Origin of the sequence: Desulfovibrio sp., from assembly GCA_016208105.1 — a bacterium.
Taxonomy (GTDB): Bacteria; Desulfobacterota; Desulfovibrionia; order Desulfovibrionales; family Desulfovibrionaceae; genus Fundidesulfovibrio.
Map to the genome: position 1 here is coordinate 89333 of JACQYS010000010.1, position 16012 is coordinate 105344.

11 protein-coding genes are annotated in these 16012 nt (G+C 61.1%); 5 read left to right on the forward strand and 6 right to left on the reverse strand.

Going from position 1 to position 16012, the window contains the following annotated elements; all coding sequences use genetic code 11:
- Positions 1-401 precede the first annotated feature (401 nt).
- A complete protein-coding gene (gene ade, locus HY795_05630) occupies positions 402-2141 on the reverse strand; it encodes an adenine deaminase (protein ID MBI4804695.1) in 1740 nt (579 codons plus the stop codon).
- 121 nt (positions 2142-2262) lie between these two features.
- On the opposite strand from ade, the gene yedF reads away from it, so the two are divergent.
- Together yedF and HY795_05640 are read left to right on the forward strand one after the other, a co-directional pair.
- A complete protein-coding gene (gene yedF / locus HY795_05635) occupies positions 2263-2886 on the forward strand; it encodes a sulfurtransferase-like selenium metabolism protein YedF (GenBank protein ID MBI4804696.1) in 624 nt (207 codons plus the stop codon).
- 172 nt (positions 2887-3058) lie between these two features.
- On the forward strand, positions 3059-3790 hold the full coding sequence (locus HY795_05640) for an rRNA pseudouridine synthase (GenBank protein ID MBI4804697.1): 732 nt from the start codon (positions 3059-3061) through the stop codon (positions 3788-3790).
- A 103-nt stretch (positions 3791-3893) separates the two neighbouring features.
- Here the strand turns inward: HY795_05640 and HY795_05645 are convergent, their stop codons facing one another.
- The gene (locus tag HY795_05645) at positions 3894-4871 is read right to left on the reverse strand and encodes a hypothetical protein (GenBank protein ID MBI4804698.1); all 978 of its coding nucleotides are present in this window, start codon (positions 4869-4871) and stop codon (positions 3894-3896) included.
- Between the two features lie 81 nt (positions 4872-4952).
- On the opposite strand from HY795_05645, the gene HY795_05650 reads away from it, so the two are divergent.
- From HY795_05650 to HY795_05660, 3 genes are read left to right on the forward strand one after another with little or no spacing between them, the layout of a single operon-like run.
- A complete protein-coding gene (locus HY795_05650) occupies positions 4953-6383 on the forward strand; it encodes an RtcB family protein (GenBank protein MBI4804699.1) in 1431 nt (476 codons plus the stop codon).
- Between the two features lie 41 nt (positions 6384-6424).
- Positions 6425-8719, forward strand: coding sequence for a response regulator (locus tag HY795_05655; GenBank protein ID MBI4804700.1), 2295 nt, complete (start codon positions 6425-6427; stop codon positions 8717-8719).
- Between the two features lie 23 nt (positions 8720-8742).
- Positions 8743-10764, forward strand: a complete 2022-nt coding sequence (locus tag HY795_05660; GenBank protein MBI4804701.1) for a hypothetical protein — start codon at positions 8743-8745, stop codon at positions 10762-10764.
- 10 nt (positions 10765-10774) lie between these two features.
- Here HY795_05660 and HY795_05665 read toward each other — a convergent pair whose 3' ends face one another.
- From HY795_05665 to HY795_05680, 4 genes are read right to left on the reverse strand one after another with little or no spacing between them, the layout of a single operon-like run.
- Positions 10775-12442 (reverse strand): NAD+ synthase, encoded by a 1668-nt coding sequence (locus HY795_05665; protein MBI4804702.1) that lies wholly within the window; start codon positions 12440-12442, stop codon positions 10775-10777.
- Positions 12439-13224, reverse strand: coding sequence for a 4-hydroxy-tetrahydrodipicolinate reductase (locus HY795_05670; protein MBI4804703.1), 786 nt, complete (start codon positions 13222-13224; stop codon positions 12439-12441). Before HY795_05670 ends, HY795_05665 begins: the two co-directional genes overlap by 4 nt.
- A 12-nt stretch (positions 13225-13236) precedes the next feature.
- On the reverse strand, positions 13237-15297 hold the full coding sequence (gene ligA, locus HY795_05675; protein ID MBI4804704.1) for an NAD-dependent DNA ligase LigA: 2061 nt from the start codon (positions 15295-15297) through the stop codon (positions 13237-13239).
- Positions 15294-15971 (reverse strand): DUF3431 domain-containing protein, encoded by a 678-nt coding sequence (locus HY795_05680; protein ID MBI4804705.1) that lies wholly within the window; start codon positions 15969-15971, stop codon positions 15294-15296. Before HY795_05680 ends, ligA begins: the two co-directional genes overlap by 4 nt.
- Positions 15972-16012: the final 41 nt, after the last annotated feature.

Below are 16012 nucleotides of genomic sequence, written 5' to 3' on the forward strand. Positions count from 1 at the left end.
GTCCAGAGCCTCAATGTGGAGAATCGTGCCAAGGGGGTCTGGGTCTTTGTGAAGATCATGTTGGTGGTTGGGACTTCTGTATCTTGACTGAAGAAGCCCTGGAACGCGTCACTGTTCCGGGGCTGTTTTTGTTTATCGTGTCGTGAGCAGGGGCCTTCCGACTCCAAAAGTTCTTTGGAGGTGTGTTCGTGGAAGTGTCCGGAATTGTTGAAGAGCACCCCTTCCGAGCGTATGATTTATTGTCTCATAATGTAAATTATGTAAACTTTAATAAATAACGAAGGGGCTCGAAAGGGCGCGGCGCACCCTGTGAAAGGTGCTCGCTTTCCCCTCTCCTCGTAAAACGGGCCAGGATCGATTCTGTTGGGATTTGCCTGGTTCTCTGTCAGGCGATCAGAGAATCACAGCCACAGGTCGACGATTTCAAACTTGCCCACGTCGACCAGTCCCTTGTCGGTAAGTCTCAGCTCCGGGATCACTGGCAAGGAAGAAAAGGACATGGCCATGAACGGATGTGTGTACACGTCGGGATTAATGGCCACTGCTTTGAATGCGGCTCTCAGCCGTTCATACTCGTCAACGACGGTTTCCAGGGGCTTGAGGCTCATGAGCCCGGCCAAAGGAAGTTCGAGAAGCGCCAGGATCTTTCCATCGCAGGCGATGCAGTAGCCTCCCCCGGCCTTGGCCAGGGTGTTTCCGGCCAGGGCCATGTCTTCGTCCGACACTCCGGCAACGATGAGGTTGTGCGAGTCGTGGGCCACTGTTCCCGCCAGGGCGCCCCGCGCCAGGCCGAGCCCGTGCATGAATCCCAGGCCGATGTTGCCGTTCTTGCCGTGGCGCTCCACCACGGCCAGTTTCACCAGGTCTTTTTCCGGGTCCGCCTGGGCCATGCCGTTACTGAAAGCCGGGCGCATGCGCATGGCCTTGGTGGTTATCTGTCCGGGGATCACGCCGATGCAACGAACTTCATCCTTCACTTTAACAATTTCAAAGTCCGCAGCAGAGAGTTTTCCTTCGGAACAGCTTATATGGACTGTATTTTTTGCCTCAACCGGGCCTGACGGCCCGAAAGTGATCTCCGAAACATCCGTGCCCGCCAAATAGGCTTTCCAGACGGCGAACGTGTCCAGATCGTCCAGGATGACCAGGTCGGCCCGGTATCCTGGGGCCACGGCCCCCCTTCCCCGCATGCCGAAATGGCGTGCGGTGTTGATGCTGGCCATCTGGATGGCCCTGATGGGCTCCATGCCCAGGCCCACGGCCATGCGCACGTTCTGGTCCATATGGCCGTGTTCGGTCAGGTCGAAGGGGTCCCTGTCGTCGCAGACAAGGGAAATATTTTGCGAATTGAAGCGGTTGGACGCGGCGATCAGGTCCTTGAGGTTCTTTTCGTCGCTGCCTTCGCGCATAAACAGGTGCATGCCCTTGCGCAGCTTCTCCATGGCTTCTTCAAGATCCGTGCATTCGTGGTCGGAGCTGGGACCAGCCAGAATATAGGCGTTGAGCGCCTTTCCCGAAAGCTGGGGGGCGTGCCCGTCCACAACCGCGCAGGAACAGGCAGCTATCTTGGCCAGCACGGCGGGGTCTTTGGCCAGCACCCCGGGATAGTTCATGAGTTCCGCCAAACCGAGCACCCTGCTCAGGTTCTCCAGAACCAGGCGTTCAACGTCCTCGGCAGTCACCTCGGCCCCGGAGGTCTCCATGTTCGTGGCCGGAACGCAGCTGGAGGCCATGATGTAGAAGCTCAAGGGGCAATCCTTGGTAAGCTCCAGCATGTTCTCGATGCCTTCGCGGCCAAGGACGTTGGCTATCTCGTGCGGGTCCCACACCACGGCGCAGGTGCCGTGCGGGGCGGCCGCCCGGGCGAATTCCCAGGGGGTGAGCAGGGTCGATTCGATGTGGATATGCCCGTCGATCAGCCCCGGAGATACGTGTCGCCCCTGGCAGTCAATGATTTTGTCGGCCTGATAGTCCCCGAAACCTATGATGATGCCGTCGGCTATGGCGATGTCCGCGTCGTGGATGTCGCCTGAGAGCACGTTCACCAGACGGGCGTTTTTTAGAAGCATGTCAGCCCGAATATCGCCCAGAGCCAACCCTATTTTTCTGGTAATAGCCGCTACAGGAGCGCTCAGATGCATGGGAACCTCTCTCATGTGCTTCATCGACCGTCTTCACGAAGACCGTCCGTACATATCAGGCTATACTATTTGACCCATCGGGTACTGTCCATGGTAATCACCTGACAAAAGGATGGATTAAATGAGCGAACAAACCCTCGATTGCCTGGGCATGACCTGCCCCCAACCCCTGGTGGCATGCCGCAACTGCATTGAAAGCTACCACCCGGATACGCTGAAGGTTCTTGTGGACGACGAGGCCGCGCTGGAAAACGTCACCCGCTACCTCACCTCAAGCGGATACGAGCCGCGAAGCGTTAAGGACGGCCGAGCCTGGGTCATCACAGCCACTCGGGGGCCAGACGCTGGCCAGAAGAAGGCTCCGGCGGTCGAGGACTTTCCATGCCCGGTTCCATCCAAAAGCGAAATCCAGCGGATTGTGGTGTTTCTCACCGCCGACATCATCGGACGCGGCGACGACGAGCTTGGCGGCAAGCTCATGGGCAACTTCCTGAAAACCTTGCCGGAACTTGGTAAGGAATTGTGGCGGGTGGTGATGGTCAATGCCGCCGTGAAGCTCTCAGCAGCGGGAAATGCGAACCTCGAGGCCTTGCGCGCCCTGGAAGCTCAGGGGGTGAGCATCCTGGTGTGCGGAACATGCCTTGAGTTCTTCGGACTGTTGGACAAGCGCGCCGTAGGCCAGACCACCAACATGCTGGATGTGGTCACCAGCCTGCAGCTGGCCAGCAAAGTTATCAATATATAAGGTATTTTTGTCGTCGCCCGGGCTTGGCGGCGGCCTGGTCCTTGAACGGGCGCCAGTCTGTATATTCCCTGGTCAAAAGGGCTGGCGCCGGTTTCAATCCCGTATTATTGGGCTCTGGATGCGCCCAATTCCCCCCTCCCCTGCTCCTGCTTCGTCATCCGGCCCGGCTGGAATGCGCCTGAACAAGGCCCTGGCCCAGGCCGGTGTGTGCTCGCGCCGTGGCGCCGACGACCTGATCCGTTCCGGCCGGGTGACGGTGAACGGCCAACCGGCCGATCTCGGAACTCAAGTTCATCCCGGCCAGGACGACATCCGCGTGGACAACAAGCCCATAGCTTCGCCCGCGTCCGATACGGATCTCTATTACGTTCTCAACAAGCCCGTTGAAACAGTCACCACGGTCAAGGACCCCGAGGGCAGGCGCACCGTCCTGGAGATTCTGGGCGAGGAGGCCTTGCGGCGGCGGATATTTCCCGTGGGCAGGCTGGACTATTTTTCGGAAGGGCTTCTTATTCTCACCACGGACGGGGAACTGGCCAACCGGCTCATGCACCCGCGCTGGCATTTGCCAAAGCTCTATTGGGTGACGCTTCGCGGCGAGGTGCAAGAAAATGCGCTTACGCAAATGCGCTCCGGCATGACCCTGGCCGAGGGTGAACGCCTCGCCCCGGTGAAGGCCAGGATCGTTGGCAAAGACCCCAGGGGCACGGTTCTGGAAATGGAACTCATCCAGGGCGTGAACCGCCAGATCAGGCGCATGTGCCGCGACCTGGGGCTCACCATCTTGAAGCTCGTGCGCATAAGCCAGGGGCCACTCAAGCTCGGGAAACTGCCCGTCGGTAAATACAGGCCTCTTCTTCCAGAAGAGGTTGCCGCTCTGAGGGCAGCAGTGGATTTGCGCTAGTGTGAGGTCCGCGAAATCCGTTCACACGGCCTGGGCGTGCAAAACAAGAGAACCATTGCAATAAATTTTGAAAAACATGTGCATGTTTTTCAAAATCGCTACGCTAGTTGAGCGGCAGCTTGGCGGCCTCTCTGCCCAAGGCGGCCATTTTCCTGGCCCGTGCCGCGCTTTTCTCCACGGAGCTTCTGGCCTGGGGTTCCTTGATGTTCAGCTGCACCGTGTCAAGGGATGTGGCGGCCTCGTCCAGGCGTTCCGACAGACGCTGCATCTCGGCCCTGGCGTCTTTCGCACCCTGTCTGCCCACGATCTCGACGAGCCCCGCACACGCCTCCAGCGCCCGGTTCACGTTCCGGACATAGGTGTTGCCGAGAAACCCTTTCTCCTGGGTGGTGATGCCTGTCGCGGAGCTGGACCACGCCGCTGTTTCCGTTGCCAGGCGGCTGAGTCCGTCCTTTTCGCGCTCCAGGGCCTTTTTGTAGGTCTGGCGAAGGTATGCCCCGGTGTCGCCTGCCGAGGCCTGGCTGAATTTTGCCTTGTCGCCGATGTTCAGTGAAGTGAACATCGTGTTGAAATCCTTTATGTATCTTTCAACGGTTCCCGCTTCCGCCACGCCGACCAGCTCCACGCGGCCAAATCCCGTCAAGGCGATGATGCTGTAGTATTCCAGCCCCTGCCCGTCGCGAGGCGACAGCCAATAGGAGAGCACGCGCGAGGTGGTGTCCAGAAGAGCCTGTTTCAGCTGGTATTTATCAGGACTCACGGTCCACAGTTCGGAAAACTCCAGGTTCTTGTCCTTGGACATGATGTCCAGAACGCCCTGCGGGGTGGGATCCATGATTTCGCGCATCACAAGCGTGGGGTAGCCTTTCCCCGTGGCGGCCGCGTTCTTGTGGGCCAGCACGCCCACTCGCCCACCCTCGCCCCCGGCCTTCTGGGCCACGGACCAGTCCGGGGGGAGCTTTATGCTGAAGGAACCGTCCGCGGCCGTGAAGCTGTCGCTGGAATCGCCCCCGGGCATAAGGGGTACGCCTGCGCAGGCGCCAAGCATAAGACAGGAAAACAGAACCAATAGAATACGCATTGTTTCGTCTCCTCGGGAGAGTGGCAATGCGCCCGTGTCTGGCTTTTTGTCAAGAGCTGGCAAAAGGTGTACTGCGTCAGCATGGATATGGACCTCTTGGAACGCATCGATGCCTGGCGCTGGCAGTACAGACAGCGGGGGACGATGCTCGTCCAGGCCGTGGTGTTCGGCTCCAGGGACATCGTGCGCGCCCTGGACGACTCCGCCGCCCGCCAGATAGCCAATGTGGCCTGCCTGCCGGGCATCGTGGAAGCCGCTTACGCCATGCCGGACGCCCATACGGGGTACGGCTTTCCCATAGGGGGCGTGGCCGCCTTCGACCCGGACCAGGGCGGAATAGTGTCCGCCGGAGGCGTCGGCTACGACATAGCCTGCGGCGTGCGGACCATCACCACGGGCATTTCTGAGGCCGACATCCGTCCTGTTCTGGAAAGGCTCTGCGACCGGCTTTTCGCCAGCGTGCCGGCGGGGGTCGGGAAAACCGGTTCCCTTGTGCTCAAGGGCAAGGACATGGACGCCATGCTGGATGGCGGCGCGGTATGGGCCATCCGCAAGGGCTTCGGGGAAAAGGCCGATCTGGAACATACGGAAGACTCCGGCCGGGCCCAGGGTGCTGATCCGTCCCTGGTTTCGGACCAGGCCAAGAAGCGCCAGCTCGCGCAGACAGGCACCCTCGGCTCCGGGAACCACTACCTGGAAATCCAGCTTGTCGAAGAACTCTTCGACAAAAAAGCCGCCCAGGTCTACGGAATCTCCCAGGGTGAGGTGGTTGTGAGCATCCACTGCGGATCGCGCGGGCTAGGCCACCAGGTAGCATCGGACTATCTGGACAGGATGCTTAAAGAAGCCCCCAAGCACGGCCTTGCCCTGCCCGATCCCGAACTGGCCTGCGCGCCCATTCTCTCCACGCTTGGGCAGGAGTACCTGGCCGCCATGCGCGCGGGAATCAACTGCGCCCTGGCCAATCGCCAGGTTCTCACCCATCTCGTGCGCCAGGTATTGGCGGAGTTCTTTCCAACCCTCAGGGCGCGGCTTCTTTTCGACGTGTCCCACAACACCTGCAAGGAAGAAACCCACCTGGTCAAAGGCAAGCCCCGCAATCTTTTCGTGCACCGCAAAGGCGCCACCAGGGCCTGGGGGCCGTCCCACCCCGGCCTGCCCGCGTGGCTTCGCGGCGCCGGGCAGCCCATGCTGGTGGGCGGCAGCATGGGGACGGCCTCCTATATCCTTGCCGGCACGGATCTTTCGCTTGAGCGCTCCTTTGGCTCGGCCTGCCACGGAGCGGGCAGGAGCATGTCCCGGTCCCAGGCGCTGAAGCGTTTTCCAGGCCGGGAGGTCATTGAATCCTTGGCCAGAAATGGAGTAATCATAAGGGCCCACGGGTACAAGGGGGTGAGCGAGGAGGCTCCGGGCGCCTATAAAAACATAGACGCCGTGGTGGAAAGCGCCGTGGGTGCGGGGCTGGCCTCCAAGGTCGCCCGGCTGCGTCCGCTCGCGTGTGTGAAGGGGTAAGGTTGCAATAGCTCGGGAAGCTGATATTGAGCCGTCAATCCATGATTCAACCCAAGAAGAATCTCTCTCCCCTGCGCCTTCTTATCATCGATCAGGCGCCGGACTTTACCCTTTCCTTGGCCAACCGTCTCCACGGTCTGTCCGGATTCGAGACGACCTGGCGGACGGCCTCGTCTGTCGCGGACGCCTGGGAGGCCATCGCCCTGGAGAGTTTCGACGTCATTCTGGCCGGACTTCCCCTTCCCGCACCGCATGGCGCGGACCCCGGGGAACTGGCGACGGTCTTTTCCGACCTGCCCGTGGTCGGTTTCAGCGATTCAGGTTCCCATCTCTTCCTGCATTCGTCGCTCAGTGAGAACGTGGTCATGGTCTTGCCGAAGTCCAAGCTGGACAACATGCTGCTGGAACAGAGCATCCTGTGCGCCCTGGGCAGGGCGAAGCTCTGCCGCCAGCTGGCATCGGCGCAGGCGTCCCTTGTGTCCACGGAAAAGCGGTTCCAGAACATCATCGCCAACAACGCCGACGGCATCGTTGTGGTGGACCTGGACGGGCTGATCCACTTCGCCAACCCCAGCGCTGAACGGCTTTTCGGGGCCACGGCCGAACAACTCGCCGGAGAACCGTTCGGGCACGCCCTCATCCCCGGCGGCACAATGGAGATAGAGGTGCTTTCCCGGGACGGCGTGCTGAAAACGGTGGAGATGCGCGTGGTGCAGTCGCGCTGGGATACCGGGGAATTGGTCTACCTGGCCTCGCTACGAGACATCAGTTCCCGCAAACAGCTCGAACTGGACCTGACCACCATGAAGGAGGCCGCGGAAACCGCCAACCGGGCCAAGAGCCAGTTCCTGGCCAACATGAGCCACGAGATCCGCACCCCCATGAACGGGATTCTGGGCATGAGCGAACTTTTGCTCGCATCTGAACTGACCCGCAAACAGCGGGATTATCTGGACATGGTTCGCCAGTCCGCTGTTTCGCTTATGGAAATATTGAACGACATCCTGGACTTTTCCAAGATTGAGGCCGGGAAACTCGAGCTGGAAAACCAGGTGTTCGACCTGCACGCCACCATACGAAGCGCAATCCGCATTTTTACCGCGCTGGCCCAGAACAAGGGGCTCACGCTCAACTACAGCATCGCCGGAGATGTGCCCAAAAGGATGCGGGGCGATCCCGGCAGGCTCCGCCAGATCATCGTCAATCTGGTGGGAAATGCGGTCAAGTTCACCACGGACGGCACGGTCCAGCTCAAGGCCGAGTGTTTGCGCCAGCCGGACCCCCATTCCACTCTGGCCACGGTGCGCATCAGCGTGTCCGACACCGGCCCTGGCATTCCAGCGAGCAAGCTGGACACCATTTTTGAAAGCTTCACCCAAGCGGACAACTCCCCCACCAGAAAACACTATGGCACGGGTTTGGGGCTGGCCATCTGCAAACATCTGGTCGGGAGAATGAACGGCGACATCTGGGTGGAAAGCACCGAGGGCCGAGGAAGCGAATTTGTTTTCGAGATCAAGCTCGAGGCCATGGACGAGGGGCCACCGGCGCCCTTGCCCAAGCCGGCCGCAAAGCCTAAATTAAGTCCCTTGACCATACTGCTCGCGGAAGACAACCCCATCAACCAGATGTTCGCGATAGAGATACTTGAGCAGGACGGGCACAAGGTAATCGCGGTTGGAAACGGCGTTGAGGCCCTGGCCACCTTGGCTGAGCAGAAGGTTGACGTGGTGCTTATGGACATCCAGATGCCCGGCATGGACGGCCTGGAAGCCACTCGCCGCATCAGGTCCGGAGACCATCCCGGCGTGCCAAAAGATATACCGATCATCGCCATGACGGCCCACGCGCTCAAAGGGGACCGGGAACGTTTTCTTGAGTCCGGCATGGACGGATATCTGTCCAAGCCGGTCGGTTCAGAAGAGATTCAGGCCGCCTTGCATCAGGTTCTCATGCCGAAAAACGACGCTACGTCCCAGGAGGACTCCTTGGCAGGATCCAGTATCCTCAATGAACAATGGCTTCTCGACAAGGCTCGCGGAAACAGGGATTTCTTGAAAAAGCTCTTCGCCGTGTTCGTGGACCAGCAGCCGGCCAAACTCGCGGAAATGCGCCAAGCCCTGGCCGAAGGCGACCTGAAGGAAGTGTCCTTCATGGCGCACACCCTCAAAGGCGGAGCTGCCACCATGGGGGCCGAGGTGTTAAAAGACAGGGCCTACGAGCTGGAAAAAGCCTCCAAATCCGGCGATGCCGATCTGGTGGAGAGAGAATTGGATGCCCTTCAGTTGGAAATGGAGGAAACAGTTCAGGCCATGCGCCAATTCATGGATAGCTGACGTCCGTTTTGCCCCGCCCCCCCATGTCCTCCAGAGTACGTTCCCATTTCCTCGCTCCCGCCGTGTTTCTGGCCATCGGCCTGTGGCTTGTTCCCCTGACCATCCTTGGTCCCGATTTCAAGCGCATGCCCGGCGAGCCCTGCGATACCGGCTTTTCCAACTATGTGCTCGAACATGGATTCAAATGGATTTCAGGAAAAGAGCCGTCCTACTTCAGCGCCCCGTTTCTCTATCCCGCGAAGGATTCCATAACTTTTTCCGACAATTTCCTGTCCACGCTCCCAGGCTATTCGGCCTTTCGATTTGCCGGACTGGACCGCGAAAGGGCTTATCAGGCCTGGTTCGTTTCCTTATTCATCCTTAATTTCGCGAGCGCGTTCTGGGCATTGAGACGCTTGGGGCACGCGCCTGTCATTGCCTCGCTCGGCGCGTATCTGTTCGCGTTCATGGCTCCGGTAATAGAAGAAGTCACCCATCCGGCGCTTCTGCATCTCTTCCCGATACCGCTGGCGGTCTGCGGCTTCATTCTCTGGGCGCAGAGTGGTTCAATAAAGGCCTTCGCGGGCCTGTGCGCGGCCCTGGTTCTCCAATTCTACGGCGCGTTCTATCTGGGCGCGTTTCTCACCGTGGCCCTTGGTTTGTTCGGGCTCGCCTGGCTTCTGGTCTATCGGCGCATGGGGGGCGATTGGAGCGACGGGGCGGCTTTCAAGGTCGCGGTATGCGTGGCCTTGTCTGTAGCGGCCCTGTGGCCTCTGGCCGAACCGTACATGGCCACGTCCCAGGCCAATGGGCTCACGCGATTCTGGAGTGAGATAGCGGAGCAGCTTCCCACCCTGGCGGACATGTTCCGGGCCAATCCGGGAAACCTGCTCTGGGGATGGACCAGCGACCGGGCGGGCATCCTCTCCTTCAACAATGCCATGCACGTGGGCATTCTGCCATGGGCCGGCGTTGCCGTGTTGCTCTTCCTGCTTTTTCAAAGGCGAACGGATGTCCGGTTGTTGGCCACCGTCCTTTTGGTCCCGGCGTTGCTCACAATGCTTATCGTGAACATAGGCGGTTTCAGCCTTTTCAGGTTCGTCCAGTGGCTCCCGGTGTTTCAATCCATGCGTGCCCTGACCAGGGTGGTGCTGGTGGAGCATTTCTTTTTGATTCTCGTTCTCTTAGGCGTCGCCAAGATCGCCTTGGACCTGGTTCAGTCGGCATGGGCGAGGCATGTGTTGCTGGCGGGGCTGTGCGTGCTGGCGGTTCTGGACCAGCACAACACGCTGCTGCGCCATTACGGGTACGATCTGGCTGAACGAACCCGAAATATCGCTCTCGTGAAAGGGGAACTCCTGCGCGACGCTTCGAACGCCAGGGCAATGGCCTATCTGCCGGCTCCTGGGCAGTCGAGTTCCGAATGCGGGCTTGCCGTAGCCGCCATGCTGGCCTCGCAGGAACTTGGCCTGCCCGTGGTCAACGGCTACACCAGCTGGTTCCCAAGGGGGTACGCCTTCTTCGGACACACTGACTGCGCCACGTTATCCCTTTGGCTTTTGCGCAACCAGGCCCTGACGGATGATCCCGTGTCTTACGGTGTCGGTTGTGCGGGGCCGGGAGCACGGCCTGGTTGCGTCCCACGGTCCTGGACCAGGCAGGAAGCACGGACAGAGCTTCTTACGCGCTACGTTTCCGGCGGTGACAAGGAGGACCTGGTCTGGGCGTTGTCTGCCAAAGGGTTCTCGACTGGCGGCAACAACGAGCTGTGGCTCGGGCGCCGCGGCGAATTGACCCTGAAGGCCGGGGAGAGCCTTACTCTCGAGGGCGTGAGCATATTCCCCCTGGAAGTGCGGGTGTATGCGGACGGGAAGGATTCGGGAAAGCTTCCGTTCTGGGGGCTGCCGACCAGGCTGACCCTGGGGGTGCCCGGCAAGGACGTTCGCTACAGCTTCGTGGCTGACAAGGTGGTGGTCAATGCCACGGACGGGGTCCTGCCCCAGTTCCCGGCCGTGAGCGTCATCTTCACCAAGGCGACGTTTCAGCCGGCCAAGACGGCCCAATGAATGGACCTGGTCAATAGACGATCTTGCAGGCCAGGGGCATTCTCCAGCCCGTACCGAATGCTCTGTCCGTAATCTTCAGTCCCGGAGCGGCCTGGCGCCGTTTGAACTCGGCCGACTTCACCAGCCCGCACACCTTTTCCACCACGGCCTTTTCGAAGCCCGCCTCCACGATCTCCTTCACGGACTTGTAGCCCTCCACCCGCATTTTTAGGATGGTGTCCAGCATTTCGTAGGGCGGCAGGCTGTCCTGGTCGGTCTGGTCCGGCTTGAGCTCGGCCGAGGGGGCCTTGTCGATGATGGCCTGCGGAATGACCTCTCCCCGGCCCCGGTCGTTTACGTATTGGGCCAGGCGGTAGACCATGGTCTTGGGCACGTCCGAAATGACGGCCAGGCCCCCGGACATGTCCCCGTAGATCGTGCAGTAGCCCACGGCCAGCTCGGATTTGTTGCCGGTGGTCAGGAGCAGTTTGCCGAACTTGTTGGACATGGCCATGAGCAGGTTGCCCCTGATCCTGGACTGGATGTTCTCCTCGGTGACGTCCGGGGAGAGCCCGGTGAACGCCTCGGCAAGCCCGGTATCAAACGCGTGCATGATGTCCGCGATGGGGATGGTCTTACTGTGCATGCCCAGGCGTTTGGCCAGCTCCAGCGAGTCGTCCACGCTCCCCTGGCTTGAATAGGGGCTTGGCATGAGCACTCCCAGTACGTTGGAAGCGCCAAGGGCCTCCACGGCGATGGCCGCGGTCAAAGCCGAGTCGATGCCGCCGGAGAGCCCGAGTATGGCCCCTTTGAAGCCGCATTTTCCGGCATAGTCTTTTACTCCGAGCACCAGGGCCCGCCAAGCTTCGGACTCTTCGGAGAAATCGTCCTCCGCCAATCTGGGGCGTTCGCCGTGATGGCCTTCGCCAAGTGTGCCCATGTCCACCACGAGCACGTCCTCCGTGAATCCTGGTGAGCGTGCGGCCAGCCGGCCGGAAGCGTCCAGGGCCATGGAGCGGCCGTCGAACACCAGGTCGTCGTTGCCACCCACCTGGTTGCAGTAGAGTATGGGAAGGCCGTACTTCTTGGCCACGCTTGCAAGCATGCGTTCGCGCATGGCCTGCTTGCCGAGGCTGAAGGGCGAAGCCGAAAGGTTGAGAATGGCGTCCAGGCCTTGCTCAACCAGGGGCTCCAACGGATCGGCCGTGTAGCGCCTGGTCCGCCAGAAATCCTTGTCGTTCCAGATGTCTTCGCAGATGGTGATGCCAAGGCGCGTGCCGTCTATTTCCACCAGACCCGGACATCCGCCGGATTGGAAATAGCGGTCCTCGTCGAAGACGTCGTAGGTGGGCAGGAGGGTTTTGGGCAGCATGGCCCCCACGGCGCCGTTGGCCAGAAGCGCGGCGCAGTTCTGAAGGGGCTTGCCGTCCGGGCGGCCTGTTCTGGCGGCTGTACCCACCAGCAGGACCGGACCGTTTTCCAATTGCTTGGCGATGCCCTCCAGTTCGCGCAGGGCTTTGTCCACGAATGCGGGAGAGAGCAGAAGGTCGCGCGGCGGATAGCCCGTGAGGGCCAGCTCCGAAGTGATGCACACCCGGGCACCGGCTTCGGCCGCCTTGTGGGCGCCGTGGACGATTCGCCCGGCATTGCCGGACAAATCGCCCACCACGGTGTTCACCTGCAAGAGGCCGATTTTCATTTGAGCATGTCGGACATGGTGTGGAGCTTGCCGGGCTTCTGCCCCTTGAGCCACGTGGCGGCGCGAAGCGCACCCCTGGCTAAGGGCTCGCGAGAATGGAGCCTGTGCGTCACCTCGATGCGCTCCCCAGGCCCAAGGAAGTAGACGGTGTGGTCGCCCACCACGTCTCCGCCGCGGACAGCCAGCAGGCCGATCTCCCCCTGGGTGCGGGGGCCGATGATGCCGTCGCGGGAACACTTCTTCACGTCGTCGATCTTTTCCCCTCGCGCCGCGGCTATGGCCTGGCCGAGCTTCAAGGCGGTGCCGCTGGGTGAATCCGCCTTCTTGTTGTGGTGGATTTCCATGATCTCCAGGTCGTAGGCCGGTCCCAGAACCTCAACCAGCTTGGGCAGCACCTGGAGCAGGGAATTGATGCCGACGCTCATGTTCGGGGCCCAGAACAGAAGGCCCTGGCGCGCGGCGCTCTCCAGTTCCTTCATCTGCTGCGCGGTGAACCCGGTTGTGCCGATGACCGCCGGATTGCCCATGCGCGCGGCCAGATTGGCCACCTTGAGGCTCGATTCCGGGGCTGTAAAGTCGACAATCACCGCTCCGGGGCAGCGGGCGAAGACGTCCTCCATTTCCGTGCCCTTCACGCACTCGAAACGGTCCAATGCCTGGGCGTTCTGGGGCCTTTCCACAACACCGGCCAGGCGCAGGCCCGGGTCTTCCGTGGCCAGGGCGGCCAGGGTGGAGCCCATGCGCCCGCCCGCGCCCATGATGATGAGATCGCATACGCTCATGATGGTTCCCTCTTAGTCTGAAAGGGTTTCGCCCTTTGCCAGGCGTTCAAAATCGTCTTGGGAAAGAATCTTTACACCAAGTGCCCGGGCTTTATCCAGCTTGGACCCAGGGTCCTGACCCACTACCAGGTAGTCGAGCTTCTTGGACACGGACCCGGCAACAATGCCGCCGAGCGCTTCCACGCGGGCTTCGGCCTGGCCCCGGGTTATGCCGGAAAGCGCGCCGGTGAAGAGCAGGCGCTTGCCGGAAAAAGGCGTGGGGCCGCTCTGCATGCCTTCCACAGCCTCTTTTGACGGCCACAGCCCAATGGCCTTGAAGCGCGCAAGCAGCTCGTGGTTGGAAGGGTTGTCGAAAAAGGCCCGGATGCTCGCGGCCACTTCCGGCCCGATGTCCGGAAGGGCTTGCAGGTCTTCGGCGGGCGCAGCGCTCAATCCCTCCAGGTCGGGGAAGTTGGCGGCCAATGTCCGCGCGGTTTGCGTGCCCACGTGGCGTATGCCCAGTGCCCCGACAAGCTTGGCCAGAGTGGCCTTCTGCCTGGCCTGGGCTATGGCTTCCACGAAGTTTCCGGCCAGCTTTTCGCCCATGCGATCAAGCGAGAGTAGATCATTCTCAGTAAGCGTAAAGAGATCGGCCGGGGATTTCACCATGCCCCGCTCCACCAGGATCTCTATCCAGCGTTTGCCCACACCCTCGATGTCCAGGCCCGCCTTGGAGACGAAGAAGACGATGGACCGGGTGAGCATGGCCGGGCAGGAGAGATTCAGGCATCTCCAGGCCGCTTCGCCGTCCAAACGCCGCACTTGAGAGCCGCATGACGGGCACGAGTGCGGAAAGACGAATTCCCGCGAATCTGCGGGGCGTTTAGCAAGCACCGGCCGGACCACTTCGGGGATGACGTCGCCCGCGCGCTGCACCACCACGGTGTCGCCCTCGCGAAGGTCCTTGGCGCGGATTTCGTCCTCGTTGTGCAGGGTGGCCTTGGACACCACCACCCCGGCCAACAGCACAGGCTCGAGCACTGCCACGGGGGTAAGTACGCCGGTTCGGCCAACTTGGACTTCGATAGCTTTTAACAGGGTTTCGCCCTGCCTGGGCGGGAATTTCCAGGCGATGGCCCAGCGCGGCGCCCGGGCAGTGAACCCCGCTTCGCGCTGCCAGTCCAGGCGGTCGAGCTTGACCACCATGCCGTCGATCTCGAAGGGCAGCGTATCCCGCTTCTTCTCAAGTTCGGCGTACAGGGCTTCCACCCCGGCCGAATCGAGCCCCCTCCCCTCTTTGGCAGTGGAAAAGCCAAATTTTTCAAGCCCCTCCATGACAGCGCGCTGTGTCCCCCAGGGGTCGCCCAGGGGCCACTCGCACTGGCCGATGCCGTAGGCGAAGAATTTCAAGGGCCGAGATGCGGTCACGGCCGAGTCGAGCTGGCGGATGGAACCGGCCGCCGCGTTGCGGGGGTTGGCGAACACCTTGCCCCCTGCCTCTTCCTGGGCGTTGTTCAGTGCATTGAAATCCGCCTTGGTGATCACCACTTCGCCGCGCACTTCCAAGAGCTTCGGAATCGGCAGTCTGGCCTTGGCGGCCCTGTTTCGAATGTCCAGGGGAAGATTGCGCACGGTTCGCATGTTCTGGGTGACGTCCTCGCCGGTTTCGCCGTCTCCGCGCGTGAGGGCCGAAACAAACCGTCCGTCCTCGTAGATGACCTCCAGGGCCAGACCGTCGAATTTGGGGTCGGCCCAGAAGGAGAAGTCGCGGTCCGGCAGCACACGGCCCAGGCGCTCCAGGAAGGCTTGCCACTCTTCGGCCGTCAAGGCGTTGTCCAGGCTGTACATGCGCAGCCGGTGCCTTTTCGAGGCAAAGGCCTGGGCCACGGCTCCGCCCACCCTCTTGGTGGGCGAGTTGGGGTCGGCCAGCTCCGGATGGGCGGCCTCCAGCTCCTGGAGTTCGCGGAACAGGGCGTCGTACTCGGCGTCGTTTATCTCAGGGGCGTCGAGGACGTAATAGAGGTGATTGTGGTGCTCCAGCCTGGTCCTGAGCTCTTTTACGCGTTCCACAATCTTTGAGTCTGGTCCGTTCATGAATACGCTTCTCTATTAAGGGCTACATTGCCGTTGAAAACGACCTGCCACAGCCTTTCGAAGGCGTGCCCGGTATTGTGTTCATCGTCTGGGTCGTCAACCACGAGCTTCAAGGCCCGCTCGTAGAAGGCCTTGGGCCTGGCCAGAATCCGCTCGCGGCACACGAAGAGCTGCCCGGCCGGAGCCGTGACCAAGAAGGTCTCGGGAACATCCCCGGAAAAAAGCTTCCCGTACACCTCGCCCACCGGGATGTCCTTGCCCCAGCCCTTCCAGAGCCCTTTCTTTTCCGGGTCGGCCATGCCGTGAGGCCTGCCCAGCCGGTCGCATTTGAGCTTGAAGTGGGCGAACCCGGTGAATTTAACTTGAAGGCGCACGTTCTGCTCGATCCGCGCCTTGAGTGTGGCCGTATCCGCCCCCTGCCCCGTGTGCTTGAACGGGTCAGCCTGCAGAAAAACCGTGAAGTCCGCATAATCCGGGTACTGCGCCACGATGTGCGAGAGGTACGTGTGCGATTCGCGCCCGATGTTAGGCAGTGCATGCGGCCCTGGCTGGCCTGATTTGTCGTACACGACGCAGGGCAGGCCCATGCCGCGAACCCAGGAGGCGTCTTCTTGGTACCTGGCCACAACCACTTCCACTGTCTGGTCAGCGCCTGGCAATAATTCCTGGGGCATGGTCGTTTTGTTGCGCATCACGGCCGCTCGGGTCCGGCAGC

Bases quoted from the DNA above. Each gene is read 5' to 3' on its own strand.
- ade (MBI4804695.1), bottom strand. From the start codon at position 2,141: ATGCATCTGAGCGCTCCTGTAGCGGCTATTACCAGAAAAATAGGGTTG.
- yedF (MBI4804696.1), top strand. From the start codon at position 2,263: ATGAGCGAACAAACCCTCGATTGCCTGGGCATGACCTGCCCCCAACCC.
- HY795_05640 (MBI4804697.1), top strand. From the start codon at position 3,059: ATGCGCCTGAACAAGGCCCTGGCCCAGGCCGGTGTGTGCTCGCGCCGT.
- HY795_05645 (MBI4804698.1), bottom strand. From the start codon at position 4,871: ATGCGTATTCTATTGGTTCTGTTTTCCTGTCTTATGCTTGGCGCCTGC.
- HY795_05650 (MBI4804699.1), top strand. From the start codon at position 4,953: ATGGATATGGACCTCTTGGAACGCATCGATGCCTGGCGCTGGCAGTAC.
- HY795_05655 (MBI4804700.1), top strand. From the start codon at position 6,425: ATGATTCAACCCAAGAAGAATCTCTCTCCCCTGCGCCTTCTTATCATC.
- HY795_05660 (MBI4804701.1), top strand. From the start codon at position 8,743: ATGTCCTCCAGAGTACGTTCCCATTTCCTCGCTCCCGCCGTGTTTCTG.
- HY795_05665 (MBI4804702.1), bottom strand. From the start codon at position 12,442: ATGAAAATCGGCCTCTTGCAGGTGAACACCGTGGTGGGCGATTTGTCC.
- HY795_05670 (MBI4804703.1), bottom strand. From the start codon at position 13,224: ATGAGCGTATGCGATCTCATCATCATGGGCGCGGGCGGGCGCATGGGC.
- ligA (MBI4804704.1), bottom strand. From the start codon at position 15,297: ATGAACGGACCAGACTCAAAGATTGTGGAACGCGTAAAAGAGCTCAGG.
- HY795_05680 (MBI4804705.1), bottom strand. From the start codon at position 15,971: ATGCCCCAGGAATTATTGCCAGGCGCTGACCAGACAGTGGAAGTGGTT.